The sequence below is a fragment of the Candidatus Limimorpha avicola genome (assembly GCF_056978975.1).
In genome coordinates, this window is record NZ_DBMCYK010000006.1 from 116,178 (window position 1) to 138,537 (window position 22,360).

Consider the following 22,360-nt stretch of genomic DNA (forward strand, 5'->3'; position numbering starts at 1 on the left):
GATAAATCAGTTTGGATATGGAGTTAAAAGAGAAAAAACAGAGTCAAAATGCATCTAAAGGTAATCCGTATGTGGGATTTTTATGGGTTATATTAATAGTATTGTTGCTTAATGGATTGATTTTTCCAAATATAGCAAAACGACAGATAATAGCCACCGATTATGGTTCTTTCATAGAAATGGTAAATGAAGGAAAAGTTAAGGATGTCAATATAGAAAGCAATCGCATATATTTTACTGTGGAAGATGATGGCAATACAATTGTTTATTATACGGGGGAAACTAATGACCCTCAGTTGGTGGATAGATTGCTGAATGCTGAAAGTCCTAATGAAAATCATAAAATATCATTCAACCAGGTTGTGCCTAAGGAAAATTCTCCCATTATGAATTTCATTTTGATGTGGATTTTGCCGGGATTGATATTTTATATTATTTGGAGACAGGCGAGTAAAAACATACAGAACAGGATAGGTGCAGGGAATAATTTTATGTCTTTTGGAGGCAGTGGTGCCAAGATTTATGCGGAATCGGATATAAAGACCACGTTTGCAGATGTCGCCGGACAAGATGAAGCCAAGGATGCTCTTACAGAGATAGTCGATTTTTTACACAATCCGACAAAATATGCCGAGATTGGTGCTTCGTTGCCCAAAGGAGCATTGCTTGTCGGACCTCCCGGTACCGGAAAGACGTTGATTGCCAGAGCTGTGGCAGGTGAGGCTAAAGTGCCTTTTTTTGCAATATCCGGTTCTGAGTTTGTTCAGATGTTTGTGGGTATGGGTGCCGCCAAGGTGCGAGACCTTTTCATGCAAGCTAATGAAAAGGCTCCTTGCATAATCTTTATCGATGAGATAGATGCCATTGGGAAAAAACGTGATTTGGGAATGGGTAATGATGAACGTGAACAGACTTTAAACCAGTTGCTTACAGAGATGGATGGTTTCGACGGACGAAAAGGTGTGGTGATATTGGCGGCTACTAATCGTCCGGAGAGTTTGGATAAGGCATTGTTGCGTCCGGGTCGTTTTGACAGACGTGTTCAAATGGAATTGCCGGACTTGGAAGGGCGAAAGGCTATTCTTGACGTGCATTTGAAGAAAGTAAAACATGAGAATGTGAATTTGGATATTGTCGCTATGTCAACTGCGGGTTCTTCAGGTGCCGAACTTGCCAATATTGTGAATGAAGCTGCTTTGCGTGCTGTTCGTATGGGGCGTAAGTCGGTTACAACATCCGATTTGGAGGAAAGTGTTGAGACTGTCCTTGCCGGTGCGCAGAAGAAGAATGCAATATTGTCTGCTGATGAAAAGAAAATAGTGGCATATCATGAGATAGGACATGCTTTGGTTGCAGCCATGCAGTCCCATTCTGCTCCTGTACATAAAATCACTATTATTCCTCGTACTTCAGGCGCACTGGGTTATACCATGCAGGTGGAAAACGGGGAACATTTTTTGTTGAATAAAGAAGAATTGTTTAACCGTATAGTGACATTTACCGGTGGTCGTTCTGCTGAAGAAGTTGTTTTTGGTACAGTCACGACAGGCGCTTCCAACGATATAGAACAGGCTACAAAATTGGCACGTGCTATGGTTACACGTTATGGAATGAGTGAAAAATATGATATGATGGGACTCGAAACTGTGAATAATCCTTATTTAGGTGATGACAGCTCTTTGACATGTTCGGCAGACACAGCAGCAAATATTGATAATGAAGTCCTGAGTGTGATAAAAGATGCACATGAGAAGGCCAAACGTATTATCTCCGAAAATATCGACATTATGCATAAAGCTGCATCATTCTTGATAGAAAAAGAAACGATCACCGGTGATGAGTTTATGAATATAATAAGAGAATCAGAGAAAAACTAAATGAACTGATGTGACTTATGTTTCATTGTTTTTTCTGTAACATAAAGGAGTGCATCCTACATGTGTCCTGAAAAATCTGATAAATGAAGACGATGTAGGGAAATGTAGTTTTTCGGATATTTGTTGTATTGTTAATATTGAAGTGTTTAAATATCGCTTGGCTTCTATCAAAACGACTTCGTTGATCCAACTTTGAACTGAATGATTGGTGACGGACTTGACTGCTGTAGTTAGATATTTAGGGGTAATGCAAAGCTTGTCAGCATAAAAAAATACGTTTCTCTCAGTTTCATAATGCCTTAGCAATATTTCAAAAAAACATCGTGTGAGGTCTTCCTGACGGGAATATGGAACTTTCTTGTTCATTTGTATATTATCGAATAAAGAAGTCGCAATCAATATCAAGGAAAGAGTAAGTGCATCCTGTATTTGTTTGTTTAATATGCTCTTGTTATCGTATTTCTCAATTAATGTAAATATTTTGATGAAGTCTTCCTGTTGTTCTTCAGTCATTTTGACATCTGGGCATGTTTCTATGTTCTTTAATAAATAAAAATTAGGAGAAGTTGGAATGTTTTGAATGAAATCAAGCGAAATAAAAACTGTTTTTACATCGAGGTCGGAAGAATGTTCTAAAATTGTAAACACATGTTTGGGTATTATGACAAACATATCTCCGGATGTAATCAGATACTCTTTGTAGTTGATTTTTATTTTCAACTTTCCTTTCATACATACATTGAAAACGAAACCGTCAAAAATGTAGGAGTGTTTCAGAAAATCCTTTCCAAGAAACTCTGATATTTCTTTGAATACATTACGATCTCCTTTCAAATCTTTTGGATTTTTTATTTTATTTTGCTCAGTCATGTTACATATTTGCATTTTAATTGCAAAAATACGAAATATTGCACATTTTTTGATACTATATTTTAATTAAAAAATTGTTGAATTTTGTTTATATTGCCAAATTTAAAAATATAAGCTATGTTAACAGAAACTAATTTAGAAAAAAAGACATTTAAGTATTGGTGGTTATCACTCATTGTAGGAATAATGAGTATGGTTGCGGGTATATGCTGTTTTGTTACTCCCGTAAGTTCAATTGTTGCTTTAACGACCCTTTTCATGGTAGTTTTGATTTTAGGTGGAATTTTTAATATTGTCTCTGCAATAATGAAGAGACAATGGAATCATTATTGGGGTTGGGATTTGGCACGTGGAATAATAGAGGTGTTATTTGGGATTTGGTTGTTTATGCTTCCTACATCTCTTGTAACCACTACATTGGTATATGTATTCGGTTTTTGGATGATGTTTCATTCGATCATAGGTATTTGTGAGTCATGCGAACTTGCCGGCTTCCCTCTTAAGGGTTGGGGCTGGTTGTTATTCTTTAATATTTTGAGTTTGTTATGTTCTTTCATTTTCTTGATTAGTCCTATTTATGGCGGGATATTCATACTTGTTTATGTAGGTATTTCTTTCATGTTATACGGAATATTCAGAATAGTATTGGCTTTCCAGTTCAGAAAACTCAGTAAGGTATTACAATAATAAACTATATTTTTATTGACGGTGTGCCGGAATAAAATCTGACGCACCGTTTTTTTATACGTACCTATGTTTCTCATCTTACAAGACAATCATCATTTTTTAGTTTCATTTGAACAATATTGTTGTTTTTTAGTTTTATTTTTAAATGATTTGCTTATCAAAACGAGTGTTGTAAAATATGGATTGTGGAGATACTGTTTTTAGGTTGTTTCTGTTTTTGGAGAAGATAGAAAAATAAAGACGTTTTTGACAGTAATGGTAATTGTTCACGATATTATGTTATGTCTGCAAATTAGGTTTTATACAATTTAATAAAAATTTACAGTAAAGAAATTTGCTTTGTAGCTTATTTTCATTTTTAATATTTTTTGTGTCATTTTAGGGTTGATGTTGTTTTTAGTGTTAAAACATGTATATTTGCAAATAAATTGACTGTTTGAAATATGGGAAATCGCTGGGTTATTCCGGATATCCATGGCTGTTTTAAGACTTTTAAGTCATTGGTGGAAAGGGAGATTGGTCTTACTAAAGAAGATACACTGTATCTTCTTGGGGACTATATAGACAGAGGAGAGAATTCGAAAGAAGTAATAGATTACATTATTCATATTACTGAAGAATCATATAATGTCAATTATTTAATTGGCAATCATGAAAAATATTGTATTGATGCATGGGAAGCAGACCGGAACCGTTTGCTCGGGCGCAGCAGGGTTGAAAGAGACTGGAGAAAACATGGTGCTGCAAATACATTGAAGAGTTTTGAAGTCAACAGGCCTCGTAAAATAAATCAAAAGTATATTGATTGGATGAAACAAGGCAAGTATTATATTGAATTAGAAGAATATGTGTTGGTACATGCAGGTCTTAATTTTAAAATCATCAATCCTTTTGAAGACCTTTACAGCATGATGTGGATAAGGGATTTTAAAGTTAATAGAGACAAAATCGGAGGCAAAAAAGTCATTCACGGTCATATTCCGATGGAGTTGAGTATGATAAACCTGTTCCTCGATAATCCCAATTATGGGTTCATAGCTCTTGACAATGGTGTGTATTATGGCAACTCGAATGCCGGATTCGGCAATCTTACCGCATTTAACCTGGATACTAAAGAATTGTTGGTGCAACATAATTTAGATTTGTAAACGTGGCGTGTTTTGTTGATATTCATACACATGGATGTAGTTCTCATGATCACGATATCGTTGAGGTAGTAAGTTTAGATGTTGCAGATATTGCATTTCATTTCGATGAAGATATTTTGTGCAGTGTTGGAATACATCCGTGGAGCATAAAATCCGATACCGATAAGGCATCTTTGTTTGGTATTATCGATGAATATTTAGATAAAGATTGTGTGTTGGCTGTTGGGGAGGCCGGATTGGACAGATGTCATATAGATACTGTTGTTGAACAAAAAGAAGTGTTTGTCAAAGAGATAGAATTGTCGGAATGTCATGCCAAGCCATTGATAATACATGCAGTACGTTCTTGTTACGATATTATTGAGATGCGAAAAATATCTGGTGCCGTTATGCCGTGGATAATACATGGATTCAGAGGGTCGTTGAGGATGGCGGAACAACTGCTTCAGCATGATGTTGGTATTTCCTTGGGAATCATGTCGTTGCATGACGACAATAAAGCTTCGATGTTATTGAAAATGATACCAATGGATAAACTGTTTTTTGAGACTGATGTGTCAACAGTGCCGATAAAGGATGTTTATGAAAGGGCATCATTATTGCTTGATATGGATGTAGAGTTTTTGAGAGATAATATTTATGACAATTTTGTAAAATGTTTTTGCAGATAATATGGATTGGAAATCGCGTACTGAAATATTGATAGGAAAGGAAGGCGTTGAACGTCTCGCAAATGCTCATGTTCTTGTCGTAGGACTTGGAGGAGTGGGAGCATATACAGCCGAACAACTTGTACGTGCAGGAATAGGTAATATGACCATAGTGGACAGCGACATTGTCAACATCACCAATAAAAACAGGCAACTCTTGGCTTTGGACAGCACTATAGGACGTTATAAGACTGAAGTGATGGCAGAACGTATCAAAGATATCAATCCGGACATCAATCTGCATGTCATGACGCAATATCTTAAAGATCAATCTATCATAGATCTTATGCAACAGCCTTTCGATTTTGTCGTCGATGCCATAGATACCCTTGCTCCCAAGGTGTTTCTTTTGTATTATGCTGTTAAGAATGCTCGTAATATAGTTAGTTGCATGGGTGCTGGCGGCAAATTTTTTCCTGAAAAAATAGAAATAGTCGATATATCGAAATCTTACAATTGCAGACTTGCTTTTTACATACGTAAAAGGCTGCATCGTTTAGGTATAAGAGAAGGTATCACGGTGGTATTCTCTCCGGAAAAAGTGTCGGACGATGCTTTCATTGTAGAAGATGAGAAAGTGGATAATAAGGTGGCTACTGTAGGCACAATCTCATATATGCCTGCCGTATTCGGGTGTTTTTGTGCCTCATACGTAATAAACAGCCTATTAGCTGAAGTTGCTGATAAATGAATTTCATCAGCCGACTACGAGAAAGACGAAATCTTTTTTCTGTTTTACCTTTTTTTCAATATTGGCGATATAATGGGTGCGTCGCGGCACTTTGTCGAGAATCTCTTGTGCCTTGCCATATTGTCCTGTCTCGCGGTAAAGTTCCATGATTTCTAATATGGACCTTTCATATTCATCGTCGCTTGGCGAATAGCGGTTTTCAACAAGGCGTAACAATGCTATGCAATTGTCAATGTATTCTTCATGGTAATGACGAAATAGCCACATTCCTTTAAAAATCTTATTTCTATTTTTACGCCATACGTTGAAACTCATCTCTCCGGAGAAAAGATAATTCCATGATGCTTGATAGAAGTTACGAACCAAATCGTTATAAGCCCACCATAGCATACGACGCAGATAAATTTCACGTTCTATGTTATGAATAGAGGTGAGAAAACTTTTGTAGTGTTCTATTAGAGCTGTCTTGCCTTCGTTGGAGGCAAAATGAACTCCGAAAAAACGCCATGTGTTCCAACCGTAGCACCATTCTGTTGGTTTTGTCGTCGTTATCGCCGGTTCTTCATAATGTTCTATCCAAAACCAATGACTGCATGCAGGACATATTATGATTTTTTGCGGTGTTATGATATAATCGTCATTGAGTGTCTTACCATCAGAATACAAGATGGATGAATTTACCATCTCGGATCTCAGTTTATGTCCTTCAAGCCATGAGTTGCACTGTGGGCAACGTAAATAAATAGGTTCAAACTTAATCATCAGTATGCATTTTGTTGATGAAAGTATTATTTTCTGCCGAAGTCTGCAGGTATTTCTCCCCACAGCTCGGTTTTCCATTTATAAACAGGTACTCTGAAGTCGTTGTTTTTGAGCCAATTTTCGGCACGCCGTATCACTTCAAACAATTCCTTGTTATGTTCTGTCTCCAAAAGCTTTGTCTTACACAATCCCGAACTGACCCAACGCTGTCCATTTATGGAATCTGAATATATAGGATAATGAAGGTTGTTCTTTTGTTGCCATGCAAGGCAATGTACTATAGCGAGGAACTCCCCTATATTGTTGGTTCCACCTTCATAAACACGGCTTTTAAACAACACTCTGTTATCTTCTACATAAACGCCGCGGTATTCCATCTTACCCGGATTGCCGGAACATGCGGCATCTACGGCTATGCTGCGCATTATGGGACTTTCCGTGCTGTCGTAAATTATCTTGTTATGGCTGTTAATATACTCTTCATAACCTTCATTAAAAGCTTTTTCCGCGCTCTCTCGGTCTGGAAAACCTTTGTAACAAGCGCCTTTGTAATTCATTATGACAGCTTTACACTCGTTCCAATTGTCGTAAATACCGGGTTTATGTCCTATCCATACTGTGTAAAACTTGTTTTTTGTCATGCTACAAAAATAATGAAGTTATATTGATTATTAACAGAAATCAAAAAAATTATTTTTTTTGAAACATATAAACGAAATTTTTTGTAAAATTGCGCTAAATATAAATAGGTGTGTAAAAAATAATGAGAATAGACGGAATAACGGATAATGACAGTTATAAAATATTTATAAGTATTTCATTATTAATACTTTTTTTGTTTACTTTCAGGATTGATGCCATGGCGTCAGATAAAGAAAGCATAGTGCAGGAGGAAGAAGAAGTGGTGGAGAAATTGGATGCCGGCAGTATCATTATAGAACATTTGCTCAATGACTATGAGTGGCATGTTTTTACTTGGAAAGGAAAACATTTTACGGTGTATTTACCTGTAATATTGTTAGATAAGGGCAATATGTATGTTTTCTCGTCGAGACGTTTGTCGCATGATGAAAGATATGTGTTAAAAGACAAGAAGACGGGAGAGGATATTGTATTTAGTATTCCGGAAGAAGGGAAATATAAAGATAAGATTGTTATCATAGATGAAAATGGTGAGGTGAGACGTCCTTTCGATATTTCCATCACTAAAAATGTATTGGGGTTGTTTGTATCATGTACATTGATGGTGGTGCTGTTTCTGATAGTCGCCAAGGCGTACAAGAAAAGAGGCGAGAAGGCACCCAAAGGCTTGCAGTCTCTTTTCGAGATGTTGATATGTTTTGTTAGAGACGATATAGCAAAGAAGACAATAGACGAACATCATTACGAGAAATACTTGCCTTATTTGGTGACGGTGTTTTTCTTCATCTTTATAAACAATCTGTTGGGACTTATACCTATTTTCCCGTTTGGTGCCAATCTTACAGGCAATATTACGGTGACTATAGTGTTGGCTTTGTTTACTTTTATTATAACCAATATTTTTGGTAACAGAGAATATTATAAAGATATAGTCAATACACCGGGAGTGCCGTGGTATTTGAAACTGCCTGTTCCGTTGATGCCTGTCATTGAGTTGGTGGGTTGTTTTACCAAACCTTTTGTGTTGGCAGTACGTCTCTTTGCCAATATCACGGCAGGTCATATCGTGGTGTTGGGATTCATCACCATAATATTTGTGTTGGGCGAGATGAGCATGTATGCAGGTTATGCAATGTCTGTTGTGTCATTGCTCCTTGCTATCTTCGTCGATTGTCTCGAACTGTTGGTGGCATTTATACAGGCGTATGTCTTTACTCTGCTGTCGGCATTGTATTTCGGCATGTCGTGTAAGGAAGAACATAAGGAATGAAATAAAAAACCGTTTAAATTTTTAAATTATGTCAACATTGTTTGTTTTGTTACAAGAAGTGGTTAAGGCTGCGACAGACCTCGAGCCTATAGCAAAAATGGGAGCATCTATCGCTGCCGCATTGGTAACCATAGGCGCTGCATTTGGTATAGGCAATATAGGTCGCAGTGCTTTGGAGTCCATGGCACGTCAGCCTGAAGCTGCCGGCAACATTCAGATGAATATGATTATCGCCGCCGCTTTGGTGGAAGGCGTGTCATTCTTCGCTTTAGTGGTTTGTTTGCTCGTAGCTCTTTAATTTTTTAAGATTCAGTGTTGCAGCGGTTGGCTGTAACACTGAATATCGTTTTTAACAACTGATAAAAAATACAGTATGGAACTCATAACACCGGATTTCGGATTAATGTTTTGGATGGTACTCGCCTTTGCGATAGTATTCTTTATACTCCTTAAATTCGCTTTTCCTGTAATCAACAAAATGTTGAAAAACAGAGAAGAGAAGATAGCTACTGCCTTGGAGGAAGCGGAAAAAATACATGAGGATATGCTTAACATACAACAGAGTAATGCTAAACTGTTGAAACAGGCACAGGAAGAGAGAGATAAGATGTTTGCAGAGGCTCGACAAGAGTACGATGAGATGTTGAAAAAAGCTAAGACCAAGGCTAATGAGGAAGCTGAACGTATCATTGAAAATGCTAAGGTAAGCATTGAAAATGAACGTATGGCAGCCATGACGGACATTAAAAACCAAATAGCCAATATTTCTATTAAGGTGGCAGAGAAGATTCTTGAACAGCATCTTGACAATGACGAGGCTCAAGTCGCTTATATTAACCGTCTTCTTGAAAAAGAAGAGAAAAAATAATGATGATGAAAAATGTCCTATTGATACGGAGATATGCCAAGGCTTTTTTTGAATATGCCTTGGAAAATAATGTCATCGACAGATGTTATGACGACTTGAAACTTGTTTCCGATACTTTGAAAGAGAATGATGAACTGAGATTGATTCTGGAAAAATCTTTTGTGTCAGTAGATTATAAAACCGATATTTTGGTTAAGATTTTCAAACCCTATATTCTTGATGTCAGCATGCAACTGTTGACTATGATGGTGAAAAAAGGCAGGTCTTCGTGCATAGAATATGTCTTTGGAGAATATGAGACATTGTTATTGGATTATAAGGGTATATCGGTTGTGACTGTTATCACTGCCGTAGAAATTGATGATGATACAAAACACCGTATGCTGAGGTTTGTGGAAGACAAAGTGAAAGGTGACATCAAGATAGAGAGCCGCATTGACAAGAATATAATAGGTGGTTTTATCGTTGAATATGGCGATTATCAGTATGATGCGAGTGTTAAAGGCGTCATCGAACGTTTGAAAAAGAACTTTAATAAAAATTTGTTTGTTAAAGGATATTAAAAAAGAAATTAAACGAAATAAATATGGGAACTATTAAACCCGCTGAAGTATCAGCGATTTTGCTTGACGAGTTGACAAATTTCGACAAGAAAGGTTCATTGAATGTCAAGGGTACGGTGTTGCAGGTTGGTGACGGTGTGGCACGTGTTTATGGCATGAGAGATGCCGAGTCGGGCGAGTTGGTGGAGTTCGAGAAAAATGGTGTAAAAGGTATAGTGTTGAATTTAGAGGAAGACAATGCCGGTGTTGTGTTGCTTAACGATGCAGGAGATATCTGTGAAGGTGACACTGTGGTATGTACACGTCGCATTGCTTCTATTAAAGTAGGCGAAGGGCTTCTCGGACGTGTGGTGAACACCCTTGGAGAACCTATTGATGGTAAAGGCAGTATCAAGGGCGAGACCTATGATATGCCGTTAGACCGCAAGGCTCCGGGCGTTATTTTCCGTCAGCCTGTCAATGAACCGTTGCAAACCGGTATCAAGGCTATTGATGCCATGATACCTGTCGGTAGAGGACAACGTGAATTGATAATAGGTGACCGTCAGACCGGTAAAACGACCATCGCTGTCGATACCATCATTAACCAGAAAGAGTTTTACGACAGAGGAGAACCTGTTTATTGTATCTATGTAGCTGTAGGACAGAAAGGTTCTACCGTTGCCAATATAGTGAAGAATCTCGAAGACCATGGAGCTCTGCCTTATACCGTCGTTGTTGTCGCCACTGCCTCTGATGCGGCGGCAATGCAGTATTACGCTCCTTTTGCCGGTGCTGCCATTGGAGAATATTTCAGAGATACCGGGCGTGCTGCTTTAGTGGTCTATGATGACTTGTCAAAACAGGCGGTGGCATACCGCGAGGTGTCGTTACTGCTTCGTCGTCCACCGGGACGTGAGGCTTATCCGGGCGACGTGTTCTATCTTCATTCACGTCTCTTGGAACGTGCTGCCAAGATAATAGAATCTGACGAGATAGCTAAAAATATGAATGACTTGCCGGATTGTCTCAAAGGTAAAGTGAAAGGCGGCGGTTCTCTTACGGCTTTGCCTGTTATCGAGACACAGTCCGGCGACGTTTCTGCCTATATCCCTACTAATGTGATTTCTATTACCGACGGTCAGATATTCTTGGAGACGAATCTTTTCAATTCAGGTATTCGTCCCGCTATCAATGTGGGTATCTCGGTGTCTCGTGTCGGTGGCAAAGCCCAGATAAAATCCATGAAAAAAGTGGCCGGAACTCTGAAATTAGACCAGGCACAATATCGTGAACTCGAGTCTTTCGCCAAGTTCGGCTCCGACCTCGACCCAGCTACTCAGGCAGTGCTCGAGAAAGGTAAACGTAATGTTCAGATGCTTATACAACCTCAGTCTTCTCCTTTGAGAGTGGAAGAAGAGGTGGCAATGATATATTGCGGCGTCAATAACCTGATGAAGGATATACAACCCGAGATGGTGGCTGAATTTCAGAATATATATCTGAAATCATTGAGAGACAATTATAAAGACGTATTAGACCGACTTGGTGCCGGTAATTTGGACGATGATATTATACAGGTACTGAGAAAAGTGGCTGGCGAGACAGTTAAAAGTATCAATGGTAAAGTCTGACAACTATGGCGAATCTTAAAGAAGTAAGGACAAGGATAGAATCGGTAAATTCCACCATGCAGATTACCAGCGCCATGAAAATGGTGTCGGCTTCCAAACTGCGTAAGTTCCAGAATGCCATCACAGCATTGCGTCCTTATGCCGATAATCTGAATAAGTTGATGCATGATGTGTCGTCGGATATGGATACTTCGGCGAAAAGTGTCTTTGCCGAAATGAGACAGTCCGGTAAAATACTCGTTATTCCGGTGACATCCAACAAGGGTTTGTGCGGCGTCTTTAATGCCATTGTAATAAAAGAAACAGAAAAATTGATAAAAGAAGACTTTAAACAGCAACTCGAAGAGGGTAACGTGGATGTGCTTTGTATTGGCAATAAGGCGGATGAGATGATGAAAGCTCGTAAATATCATGTCATAGGTAATGAGAGTAACCTTTTGGATAATCTTACTTATGATAATGTGGTGCCTTTTGCCGAACGTCTTATGAACGACTTCAAAGAACGTAAGTACGACCGTATAATATTTGTTTATAACCAATTCAAAAATGCCGGTACTCAGATACTCGTCCATGAACAGTTTCTTCCCATTGCAGTGGAGAATGAAAATGACGATGAAAAGGAGATGAAAACTGAAGAGGTGGACTATATCTTTCAACCTAATAGGGAAGATATACTCAATGAATTGATACCCAAGTCGTTGAAACTTCAGGTGTATAAGATAATACTCGACAGTTTTACTTCGGAACAGGGTGCCCGTATGGTTTCTATGACAAAGGCAACCGATAATGCCATGGAGTTGTTGAAAGAATTGAATATCACTTATAACAAAACACGACAGTCTTCTATTACCAATGAGATTGTGGAGATAGTAAGCGGTGCAAATGCCTTGAATGGTTGATGTCGCTGTATTGTAAGAAATGGAGGTGTGCTGAAATATAAATTAGGCACACCTTTTATTTTTTATGTGTTAAATGCATCTTTCCCATGTTTTTGCTTTTCGATGTAATATTGTAATTGTATGTTTGTTATTATATGATTTGTAATAGTAAAATCCTTTGTTGATGATAAAATATTTTACATTGTATTTTATTTAGTTAGGTATGGTGATAGAGTTTGTATGTTATATTTATCGAATTGTTAAGATATTATTACATTTCTATTGCGATTATTGTTTGTTGAGTTAATTTATTATTACATGTTCAAATTTTATTAAAAATACTATTGCAGTATAATAAAAATAGGTTACATTTGCAAAAAAATTGAAAAGGTTTTTAAAAAATAAAAAAATGAAATTGAAATTTACTTATTTTTCAGCATGGGTATTTTTCCTGTGCTTGATCTTGGGAGAGTATTCATTAAATGCTCAACAAACATTTTCTAAATTGACGAATCATACTGATGTAACAGCCGATGGAACATATATGATTGTTGATGTAAATGGTAGTTATGCGCTTACGAGTGCCAACGGTTCTTCTTCGGCACCAACGGCAGTTTCTGTTGTAATTGAAAACAACACCATTCAAGGTGACATTGCTGCCGAACTGCAATGGAAATTCACTGCTGTAGAAGGCGGATACAAGATATCTCCATTGAACGACAACAGTGTTTTTCTATATTCTACCAATGACAACAATGGCGTCAGAGTAGGTGGCGGAGATGCCAATATCTGGACTTTAGACATCACAAATGCATCATCCCCTAACTACCACGGCTTCTTAAATAACGAATTCAACCGTTATTTAGGTGTGTATCTTCCTAATCCAGACTGGCGTACCTATACTTCAGTGCACAACAACATCAAGAACACACAAATTGAAATATTCGAGTTAAACGGCACTCCCACCCCTCCGGTAAGCACCGTAGCGACGCCTACATTTAGTCCTGTGGGAGGTACCTATTACGAGCCTCAGACTGTCAGCATTAACTGCAATACGGAAGGCGCCACAATATACTACACCATCGACGGCACCGAGCCTACAATAGAAAGCAGCGTTTACAGCAGCCCTCTTGTCATTGCCAACAGCACCACCGTCAAGGCAATAGCATGTAAGGAAGGGATGGAAAACAGTAATGTGGCGACAGCGGAATACAACATTATGACAGGCGTAGTCACTATTTTCGATCAGGACTGGGAAGGCGAGATGAACGGATGGACATTTGTCAATGTAAGCGGTTCAGGCGAATGGTCCATAGCATCATATAACAACAACCATTATGCCTACATCAACGGTTATGACACCGGTGCCAACGTTGACTGGTGCATCTCTCCTGCTTTCAATCTCAACGAATACAGCAATACCGTCCTGACATTCATCACCGCCAAAAACTATACAGGTCCTGACTTGGAGGTGTATTTCTCCAACGATTACGACGGCAGCAATCCCGAGACTGCCACATGGACTCCATTGACATGCACACTCTCATCAGGTTCATGGACATGGACACCATCCGGTGACATATCACTCGACGGATTCAGCGGTAATAATTGTTATATAGGTTTCAAATATACTTCAATAGAGTTGCAGGCTGCTGCTTGGGAAATAGATAATATAAATTTGACAGGTTTTGAAAACAGCGGCACCACCACTGTAGCGACGCCTACATTCAGTCCTGTGGGAGGTACCTATTACGAGCCTCTGACTGTCAGCATTAACTGCAATACGGAAGGCGCCACAATATACTATACCACCGACGGCACCGAGCCTACAGCAGAAAGCAGCGTTTACAGCAGCCCAATATCGGTATCTACAACAACGACCATTAAAGCGATGGCTGTAAAAGAAGGTTTGGACAACAGTGCTGTGGCCGTAGCGACATATACGTTCCCTACACTTATTACTATTGCGGAAGCACGTGCACTCAATGAGAATGAGACGGCAATAGTGGAAGGTGTTGTAACTTTCATAGATGGACGTAACATTTACATACAGGACGAGACTGCTGCCATAGACTTGTTTCTCAATTATAATACTGTTCCTGAGACCTTGGCATTAGGCGATAAGGTAAGGGCTTTGGGTACCAAAACCGTTTATAATGGACTTGTCGAACTTACCGGCATAGACGGTAATGTGGAATCAGAATTCCGTATAGTATCGAGCGGCAACATCTTGCCTTCCGCAGTCAAAACAATAGCGGAACTTCTTGCAGACTTTGAAGCCGACAACATGTTACAAAGTACAAGAGTTCAAATAGTAGATGCCGTGATGGGTACTATCGACAATAACGGCAACACTATCATAACACAAGACAACAACGAAATGGTAATATATCGTTTGCCTGTAGTAGAGGGGCTGATGGAAGGTGACTTGGTGACCTTGACTGCTGTCGTCGGTTGCTATAACAACAACATACAGTTAAGAGTCAACAGTGCTGAAGATGTTATTGTTACAAAAATACCGACTATTACTGTAACCCCTGATGAATTGTTGGGTTTTGTATGTTATGAAGGAGAAGGACCTTCGGAATCTAAAACACTTGCATTAAATGCGATGAATTTGACTGCTGATTTGTATATTTATGTAGATGAATATTTTGAAGTTTCATTAGATGATGTCGATTATCAGGATAATTTGACTGTGTCGCCTGTTGGAGGAAATATTGATACTACATTATATGTACGTATGAAGTCAGGTCTTACTGTAGGTGAATCTATAGGTATTATTACTTTTCAGACAAATGGAACGGAAGATGTAGAGATATTGTTATCTGGAAATGTTGTAAGTCAATGTCAAATAACTTATATGATAAACGGAGTGCCGGAAGTTGTGACAGTACCTGCCGGACTGCCCACACCATTGAAGACAGATGTTGTATCTCCTTCCGGATTTGATTTTAAAGGTTGGACAACAACGGAGATAATAGGTATGGCATCTCCCTCTTCTGTAGATATACAGTCCGGTGATGTAACTGTCAATGAAGATATTATGCTATATGCAGTGTTTGGTGGTCCGGGAACGACATATTATTCCAAACATACTTCTATAGATGGTATGGAAGGAGACTTTCTAATAGTTTGTGAAGAAAAAGGTGTGGCATTCGACGGTTCTTTGCCTTCTCTTGATAACGTGAATAATTATGTTAGTGTGATTGTTGCGGATAATATGATAGAAAATACCGAAACACTTGAAAATTCATGTTTTACGATAAGCAGTACTGAAAATGGTTATTCTGTCAGGTCTAAATCGGGTTTTTATATTGGAAATATATCGGATAAAAATGGATTAGAATGTAGTTATGAAACAATATATGACAATGGTATTTCTTTTGAAGAAAATGGTGATGCTAAAATTGTTTCCTTCGATTCTCATCTTAGATTCAATGCTGCAAGTAATCAGATGAGATTCCGTTATTACAAAAGTTCTACCTATGAAAATCAGAAATCTATTCAGCTTTATAAGAAGATTGTTTCAAGTTCCAATGTATGTACCAGTATTGAGGTCATGGATGAGATGATGTTAAGCGGTAATGTGGTGAAAGACAATGTTTCTATAAATGGAGTAGTTACTGTTACAAATGGAGCCGTGTTGACAGTCAATGGTATCCTTGGCAATACAACACCTTCTAATCTTGTAATTGAAGATGGAGGGCAACTTATACACGGCAATGCCGGTGTCATGGCGACAGTGAGACAAAGTATTGATAATCCTCAGACATGGGGAGTTGATAATACAGGCTGGCAGATTGTGTCGTCTCCTATGGTTAATGCTCCTGTGACGAATTTCATTGAGAGTGACGACGATTATGATTTGTATAAATGGGTTCCTGAAAATGAAGACGAGAACGGTGTGGCTCGTCCATGGTATAACCATAAGTCGCATTCATCAGATTTCTTGACTTTGAAAGAAGGAGAAGGTTATCTCGTGTCATATCGTGATCAGGTAAGTTTCGACAATACCGGAACTCTGAATTTCGGAAATACATGGGATTTCGTCTTGTCAACATATAATGCGGATAATCAGTGGAGTTATTATACCTTGTTGGGTAATCCTTTCGTTTACGATATAGATTGGAACTCGATGACTAAGACCAATATATTTGAAGGCGGATTTGCCACTGTCGAAAATGGAGTGTTCCGATATAATGCAGCCGGAATAATTCCGGTCGCAGAAGGTTTCATGGTGAAAGCTATAGATGCAGCAGCTTCTCTTAAATATAACAGGGGTGCTGCAAAAAGTACCGATACTTTCAGAAGTGTCAATATCATAGTGGAAAGCAATGCAGGTACAGATAATGCAGTAGTGGTGATGAATAATGGAAAAGGAGGTTTTGAGAAGTTGGCAAATGTCAATGACAAGGTAAGTCTCGTGTTTTTGACATCAGGATATGACAGATATGGCATATACAGTTGTCCTGAGAATGTGAACTCGGTATCAGTAGGATTTAAAGCCAAAACAATGAGTGAGTTCAAGATGAGAATAGAGACAGTGGGTGAATTCGACTGCATCTATCTCATAGATAACAGTACAGGCGATAAAGTCAACATGTTGATGGAAGAGTGTTATGAGTTTGTTGGAATGCCAAATGGCGACATCAACAGATTCAGTCTTGTATTCGACGAGAGCAATGAAACAGTGACAACCGGAGAACAGTTTGCTTACGTGTCGGATAATGTTATCATCATAGAAAATGTGAAAGGCATTGGAGAGGTAAAAGTTATTGATATGTTGGGCAGACTGATGTTGACGGGAAAAGTTTCTTCCGGCGATGGTATTAATGTCGAGTCCTTGAATACCGGTGTGTTTGTCATTCAGATGATAGACGAGTCCGGTTTGAAGACACAAAAGGTTTTGGTTAAATAAATATGATAACAATGATAAAGATTTTGGATATGAAAAAGGTTATAATGACAATAGCGATAATATTGACGATGGGTTTTGGAACTGCCATGGCGCAGAGTGACGGATTCTTCAGATATGAAGACATGGATGCCAGGGATATTGAAGACCCGACTGCACCTATTCTTCCGGGGATACATGGTCAAATAGGAGATTCTGTGGCGCATAATACACCTATTGGCAGCGGCATTGTGTTTCTTACAGGTCTCGGTTTGGCATATGCAATGTTTCGTAAGAAAGATAAAGAATAATTTATGACAAACGAATCTGTAGCAAACTTTTGTTGCAGATTCGTTTTTTTGATAATATTTAAGTTTAATGGGGCCATCCGTATAAACAGATAGTATTTATTGTTGTTATGATATTATTGTTTTTAAAGTATAGTTTCATACCTTTGCAACAAGTAAATTTAAAATAGATATAATATGAATTCGTTACAGGATCTTGTGAGTCAATTGATAGATTCAGGTGTTGAACTCGGTAAAAATATTTTGGCAGCAATAGCTATCTACATCATAGGAAGATGGCTTATCAAACTCGTTAAGAAACTTGTTAACAAGATAATGCAGCGTAACAAATGGGAAGCCTCGATACGCAGTTTTGTGACAAGTTTCATCAATATTACACTTACTGTATTGCTTGTGATAGCTGTGGTGGGTGCTCTTGGTGTGGAAACAGCATCATTTGCAGCATTGTTGGCATCTGTAGGTGTCGCCATTGGTATGGCATTGAGCGGACAGTTGCAGAATTTCGCAGGCGGTATCATCATTTTGTTTGTCAAACCTTATCGTTTGGGTGACTTTATAGAGACACAGGGACTGTCAGGTACTGTGGAGTCTATACAGATGTTCCAGACAGTATTGACAACGACTGACAATAAGACCATATTCATCCCTAATGGTTCTTTGAGCAATGGCACTATTATCAACTACAGCAAACAGGAATTGCGCCGTGTGGATTGGACAGTTAGTATTGAATATGGAGAGGATTTTGAAAAGGCAAAGAGCGTTATCGGCGGTATTTTGGATGCCGATTCAAGAGTGATGAAAGATAAAACCATAACAATAGAATTGGGTGCTTTGGCAGACAGCAGCATAAACCTCACAGTACGTGCTTGGGTTAAAGGTACGGACTATTGGAGCGTGTTTTTTGATTTCAACAAAACCGTTTATTCCAGATTCAATGAGGAAAAGATAGGTTTCCCATTCCCTCAGATTACTGTTCATCAGGCTTGATACAGATTGTTGTTAATGAGTGGCTCTTTGTGGCGGAGCCTTCATTTTTATCTTGATATGTTAGATTTTCGTTTTTTGTATTTATTCTGTTCGACCGGGAAATGCCGTTATTTTACTGTTGGCAGGTTGTATTTGTTCCAGCCTAATATACCGCCTTTCATGTCGTAAACCTTGAAGCCTTGTTTCTGCATCATCACGGCAGCATTGTGACTTCTTCGTCCGCTGCGACAGTATATATAATAGTTCTTGTTCTTGTCAAGATTATTTAGACCTTCCTCAAAAGATTCCGTATCGAGGTAATTGAGTAATATGGCATTGGGAAGGTGTCCTTCATAATATTCTGAAGGTTGCCTTACATCGAGTATTACAGCTAAACTGTCGTTGCTGATGGCATTGTTGAATTCTTCCGGTGTCAATGCCTTGATTTCTTCTTGTCCTTTACAGGCGCAGAATATACAAAACATGGTTATTACCGATATTATTTTTATTCCTGTCTTCATTTTTTTTCGCAAAAATAATATTTTATAAGATTCATAGTGTTGTTTTTATATTTTTAACTGTAACATAATGATTATTTTGTGGTATTGTTTTGCAAGTTGCGATTTTTTTATAATTTTGTGAGTGAAAAATATTGAGAAAATGAAAAATACATATTCCATAGGTATAGATATCGGAGGAACAAACACCGATATGGGTTTAGTACGCAATGATGGCAGGATTATGGACCGTGCCAATATTCCCACCAATGAATATTATGATATTACATTATATGTCAATGATATAGCTGATGCTATCAAGAAGATGATGTATAAAAACAATGTCACTGCAATTGACGGTATAGGCATTGGTGCTCCCAATGGCAATTATTATACGGGCAGTATAGAAGGTGCCACAAATCTCAACTTCAAAGGCAATGTGAATTTAAGGGAGGAGATGAAGAAACATTTCGATGTTAATGTTGTAGTCTCCAATGATGCCAATGCTGCTGTTTTCGGAGAGTATATTTATGGTGGTGCCAAAGGACTTAAACATGTCATTATGTTTACCTTGGGTACAGGTGTGGGAAGCGGTATCATAATAGATGGCAGACTTGTACTTGGCTCTACCGGTGGTGCCGGAGAACTTGGACATTCTGTCATAATACCCGGAGGACGTCAGTGTAACTGCGGTTTGAAAGGCTGTCTCGAGACTTATACCTCAGCACGCGGAATATGTCGCACTGCTTTGGAACTGATAGAGAAACATACTGATTACAATGGCATACTATGCACTATCCCAACAGATAAACTTACAAGCAAAATGGTGGGTGATGCAGCCAAAGAAGGTGACCCTGTCGCTTTGGAAACTTTCGACAATGTTGGTTATCTGCTCGGTGTCGCTATGGCAAATGCCTGTTCTTTCTCTGCCCCGGAAGCGATCTTCTTGATGGGAGGTCCGGTGAAAGCAGGTGAAGTATTGCTGAAACCTCTTCGTAAGTACTTTGAAGAAAATCTGTTGTTTACTTTTAAGGGTAAAGTGGAGATAAAAGTGTCGCAACTTGATGATAACGATGTAGCCATACTTGGTGCTGCTGCATTGGCGAAGGCTTGATGTGGAATGTATTTTATAACAGATGATACAGTAATTGAATCAAATTGAAAACAGTCGTTGTCAAAGTTTTATTTTGTATTTCTTTTTAGTGACGCTTGACAATATAGGACATTTGAAATGTCGGTTAACAATTGTCATGACATTGTTTTTCTGTCTTTAATACCCGGTAATGCTGAAATAAGTTTTTTGGTATATTCTTTTTCAGGTTCATTGAATACCTTATCGGCATCGTTGAGTTCCACTGGTTTCCCGTTGTACATTACTAATATTCTGTCTGACATGAATCGTACTACACTGAGGTCGTGCGAGATAAAAATATAAGTAAATCCCATATTGTTTTTCAGTTCGTTAAGCAGGTTTAGAACCTGTGCCTGTACCGAGACGTCGAGAGCAGATACAGATTCGTCGCATATTATCATCTTAGGGTTGACGGCAAGTGCTCTGGCAATACATATCCTTTGACGTTGTCCTCCGGAGAACTCATGCGGATAACGTTTGTAATGTTCATCTTTAAGTCCTACTTTTTCAAGAAGTTCAAATACCATGTCACGTCTTTTAAAAGCATCAAGTTCCGGTCTATGTATCATTATGGGTTCAGCTATGGCGTCACCTATTGTCATGAAGGGATTAAGAGAAGAGTAGGGGTCTTGAAACACGATTTGTGCCTGTTTTCTAAAATGTCGTAATTCTTTACTGTTCAATGCTGTGACGTCAATATTGTTGAAAATTATCTTTCCTGATGTAGGTTCTATCAATCTTAATATCGTCCTTCCCAAAGTTGTCTTGCCGCAACCCGACTCTCCAACAAGTCCCAATGTCTCACCCGGATACAGGTCGAAACATACGTCATCTACTGCCTTGACATAGTCCGTAGTCCTGTTGAAAAGTCCTTTTCTTATAGGATACCATTTACTGAGATGTTCGATTTTTAAAAGAGGTTTTTGTGAATAAATCTTTCTCAGACGTTCAGTTCTTTCTTGACTGCTTATTGAGAGTTTTTCTATGACTTGTCGTTCATCTTTCCAGATGCCGTCCAAATATTCTTTTACCGTAGGGAGATGCCTTAGTCTAATATCTACAGTAGGACGGCATGCCAAAAGCCCTTTTGTATAAGGTTCTTTCGGATTTTGCAATATTTCGCTGATAGTGCCGTGTTCTACTATCGTTCCATTGTGCATCACCGTCACGTAGTCTGCTATTTCCGCCACCACACCTAAATCATGGGTGATGAATATCATGCCCATGTCGTTATCTTTTTGCAGGTCTCTCAACAAGGCGAGTATCTCTTTTTGTATGGTGACGTCGAGAGCTGTTGTAGGCTCATCGGCGATGAGAATCTGAGGGTTGCATGCCAAAGCCATGGCTATCATCACTCTTTGTTTCTGACCCCCGGACAATTCGTGAGGATAACTGTTGAAAATGGTGGCAGGACGTGGCAGTCTCACTTTTTCAAAAAGATGGATAACCCTTTGTTTGGCCTTTTCATTGTCAATTTTTTCGTGTGTCAGTATGGTTTCCATAACCTGGAAACCGCATCTTAGCACCGGATTTAACGAGGTCATTGGCTCCTGGAAAATCATGGCTATACGTTTGCCTCTTATTTCGCTCATCTCATGGTCGTTGTATTTGGAGATATCATTTCCTTCCAACGAGATATTGTCGGCATCGATATGGCATTGTTTTTCGTCAAGCAATTTCATCACTGCAAGGCAACTTACCGACTTTCCGGAACCTGATTCACCAACAATGCCGAGTGTCTTGCCTCTGAATACATCGAAATTTATGCCGTGAACAGCTTCTGTCCATTCATTGTCATGACAAAATTTGATTCTCAGGTTGTTGACTTGCAAGAGTTGTTCCATAAAATAATGTTTTTGCACTTCTGTGCAAAGATACAGAAACAAACTTTTATTATTTAGAAGAAAGGATATAAAAATGAAACGTTTACCTAAATATACGCCTGCGGAAGTACGGAATGATCCATACGGATTTACTTACA

At 38.7% G+C, this 22,360-nt stretch carries 20 protein-coding genes; 15 read left to right on the forward strand and 5 right to left on the reverse strand.

Features of this window, described 5'->3' with window-relative positions:
• The first annotated feature begins 17 nt into the window (after nucleotides 1-17).
• Nucleotides 18-1,877 (forward strand): ATP-dependent zinc metalloprotease FtsH, encoded by a 1,860-nt coding sequence (gene ftsH / locus ACZOVS_RS04565; protein WP_483996044.1) that lies wholly within the window; start codon nucleotides 18-20, stop codon nucleotides 1,875-1,877.
• A 15-nt stretch (nucleotides 1,878-1,892) separates the two neighbouring features.
• Here ftsH and ACZOVS_RS04570 read toward each other — a convergent pair whose 3' ends face one another.
• Nucleotides 1,893-2,711 (reverse strand): AraC family transcriptional regulator, encoded by an 819-nt coding sequence (locus tag ACZOVS_RS04570; protein ID WP_483996045.1) that lies wholly within the window; start codon nucleotides 2,709-2,711, stop codon nucleotides 1,893-1,895.
• 153 nt (nucleotides 2,712-2,864) lie between these two features.
• Here ACZOVS_RS04570 and ACZOVS_RS04575 point away from each other — a divergent pair, with 153 nt between their 5' ends.
• The 4 genes from ACZOVS_RS04575 to ACZOVS_RS04590 all read left to right on the forward strand — a co-directional run bounded on the left by ACZOVS_RS04575 (nucleotide 2,865) and on the right by ACZOVS_RS04590 (nucleotide 5,983).
• On the forward strand, nucleotides 2,865-3,434 hold the full coding sequence (locus ACZOVS_RS04575) for an HdeD family acid-resistance protein (protein WP_483996046.1): 570 nt from the start codon (nucleotides 2,865-2,867) through the stop codon (nucleotides 3,432-3,434).
• 443 nt (nucleotides 3,435-3,877) lie between these two features.
• Complete coding sequence (locus ACZOVS_RS04580; protein WP_483996047.1) at nucleotides 3,878-4,582, forward strand: metallophosphoesterase; 705 nt, start codon at nucleotides 3,878-3,880, stop codon at nucleotides 4,580-4,582.
• A 2-nt stretch (nucleotides 4,583-4,584) separates the two neighbouring features.
• Nucleotides 4,585-5,253 carry a TatD family hydrolase gene (locus tag ACZOVS_RS04585; protein ID WP_483996048.1) on the forward strand — a complete coding sequence of 223 codons (669 nt, stop codon included), beginning with the start codon at nucleotides 4,585-4,587 and terminating at the stop codon, nucleotides 5,251-5,253.
• Nucleotide 5,254: 1 nt separating this feature from the next.
• The gene (locus ACZOVS_RS04590; protein WP_483996049.1) at nucleotides 5,255-5,983 is read left to right on the forward strand and encodes a tRNA threonylcarbamoyladenosine dehydratase; all 729 of its coding nucleotides are present in this window, start codon (nucleotides 5,255-5,257) and stop codon (nucleotides 5,981-5,983) included.
• Between the two features lie 6 nt (nucleotides 5,984-5,989).
• Here the strand turns inward: ACZOVS_RS04590 and ACZOVS_RS04595 are convergent, their stop codons facing one another.
• Nucleotides 5,990-6,745: a hypothetical protein gene (locus tag ACZOVS_RS04595; RefSeq protein WP_483996050.1), complete on the reverse strand. Its 756-nt coding sequence runs from the start codon at nucleotides 6,743-6,745 to the stop codon at nucleotides 5,990-5,992.
• Between the two features lie 26 nt (nucleotides 6,746-6,771).
• Nucleotides 6,772-7,386 carry a ribonuclease H1 domain-containing protein gene (locus ACZOVS_RS04600; protein ID WP_483996051.1) on the reverse strand — a complete coding sequence of 205 codons (615 nt, stop codon included), beginning with the start codon at nucleotides 7,384-7,386 and terminating at the stop codon, nucleotides 6,772-6,774.
• A 122-nt stretch (nucleotides 7,387-7,508) separates the two neighbouring features.
• Between ACZOVS_RS04600 and atpB the strand changes: the two genes are divergently transcribed.
• The 9 genes from atpB to ACZOVS_RS04645 all read left to right on the forward strand — a co-directional run bounded on the left by atpB (nucleotide 7,509) and on the right by ACZOVS_RS04645 (nucleotide 18,771).
• Nucleotides 7,509-8,657, forward strand: a complete 1,149-nt coding sequence (gene atpB, locus ACZOVS_RS04605; protein ID WP_483996052.1) for a F0F1 ATP synthase subunit A — start codon at nucleotides 7,509-7,511, stop codon at nucleotides 8,655-8,657.
• Between the two features lie 97 nt (nucleotides 8,658-8,754).
• Nucleotides 8,755-8,955 carry an ATP synthase F0 subunit C gene (atpE, locus tag ACZOVS_RS04610; protein WP_483996065.1) on the forward strand — a complete coding sequence of 67 codons (201 nt, stop codon included), beginning with the start codon at nucleotides 8,755-8,757 and terminating at the stop codon, nucleotides 8,953-8,955.
• 75 nt (nucleotides 8,956-9,030) lie between these two features.
• Nucleotides 9,031-9,525, forward strand: a complete 495-nt coding sequence (gene atpF / locus ACZOVS_RS04615; RefSeq protein WP_483996053.1) for a F0F1 ATP synthase subunit B — start codon at nucleotides 9,031-9,033, stop codon at nucleotides 9,523-9,525.
• 5 nt (nucleotides 9,526-9,530) lie between these two features.
• Complete coding sequence (gene atpH / locus ACZOVS_RS04620) at nucleotides 9,531-10,088, forward strand: ATP synthase F1 subunit delta (RefSeq protein ID WP_483996054.1); 558 nt, start codon at nucleotides 9,531-9,533, stop codon at nucleotides 10,086-10,088.
• Nucleotides 10,089-10,111: 23 nt separating this feature from the next.
• A complete protein-coding gene (gene atpA / locus ACZOVS_RS04625) occupies nucleotides 10,112-11,701 on the forward strand; it encodes a F0F1 ATP synthase subunit alpha (RefSeq protein ID WP_483996055.1) in 1,590 nt (529 codons plus the stop codon).
• Between the two features lie 5 nt (nucleotides 11,702-11,706).
• Nucleotides 11,707-12,600 carry an ATP synthase F1 subunit gamma gene (atpG, locus tag ACZOVS_RS04630; RefSeq protein WP_483996056.1) on the forward strand — a complete coding sequence of 298 codons (894 nt, stop codon included), beginning with the start codon at nucleotides 11,707-11,709 and terminating at the stop codon, nucleotides 12,598-12,600.
• 388 nt (nucleotides 12,601-12,988) lie between these two features.
• Nucleotides 12,989-17,500 (forward strand): chitobiase/beta-hexosaminidase C-terminal domain-containing protein, encoded by a 4,512-nt coding sequence (locus ACZOVS_RS04635; RefSeq protein ID WP_483996057.1) that lies wholly within the window; start codon nucleotides 12,989-12,991, stop codon nucleotides 17,498-17,500.
• 29 nt (nucleotides 17,501-17,529) lie between these two features.
• Nucleotides 17,530-17,787 (forward strand): hypothetical protein, encoded by a 258-nt coding sequence (locus ACZOVS_RS04640; protein WP_483996058.1) that lies wholly within the window; start codon nucleotides 17,530-17,532, stop codon nucleotides 17,785-17,787.
• Between the two features lie 174 nt (nucleotides 17,788-17,961).
• Nucleotides 17,962-18,771 (forward strand): mechanosensitive ion channel family protein, encoded by an 810-nt coding sequence (locus ACZOVS_RS04645; RefSeq protein WP_483996059.1) that lies wholly within the window; start codon nucleotides 17,962-17,964, stop codon nucleotides 18,769-18,771.
• Nucleotides 18,772-18,878: 107 nt separating this feature from the next.
• Here the strand turns inward: ACZOVS_RS04645 and ACZOVS_RS04650 are convergent, their stop codons facing one another.
• Nucleotides 18,879-19,271 carry a rhodanese-like domain-containing protein gene (locus ACZOVS_RS04650; protein ID WP_483996060.1) on the reverse strand — a complete coding sequence of 131 codons (393 nt, stop codon included), beginning with the start codon at nucleotides 19,269-19,271 and terminating at the stop codon, nucleotides 18,879-18,881.
• 139 nt (nucleotides 19,272-19,410) lie between these two features.
• Between ACZOVS_RS04650 and ACZOVS_RS04655 the strand changes: the two genes are divergently transcribed.
• On the forward strand, nucleotides 19,411-20,361 hold the full coding sequence (locus tag ACZOVS_RS04655) for an ROK family protein (protein ID WP_483996061.1): 951 nt from the start codon (nucleotides 19,411-19,413) through the stop codon (nucleotides 20,359-20,361).
• 134 nt (nucleotides 20,362-20,495) lie between these two features.
• Here ACZOVS_RS04655 and ACZOVS_RS04660 read toward each other — a convergent pair whose 3' ends face one another.
• Nucleotides 20,496-22,223: an ABC transporter ATP-binding protein gene (locus tag ACZOVS_RS04660; RefSeq protein ID WP_483996062.1), complete on the reverse strand. Its 1,728-nt coding sequence runs from the start codon at nucleotides 22,221-22,223 to the stop codon at nucleotides 20,496-20,498.
• Nucleotides 22,224-22,360: the final 137 nt, after the last annotated feature.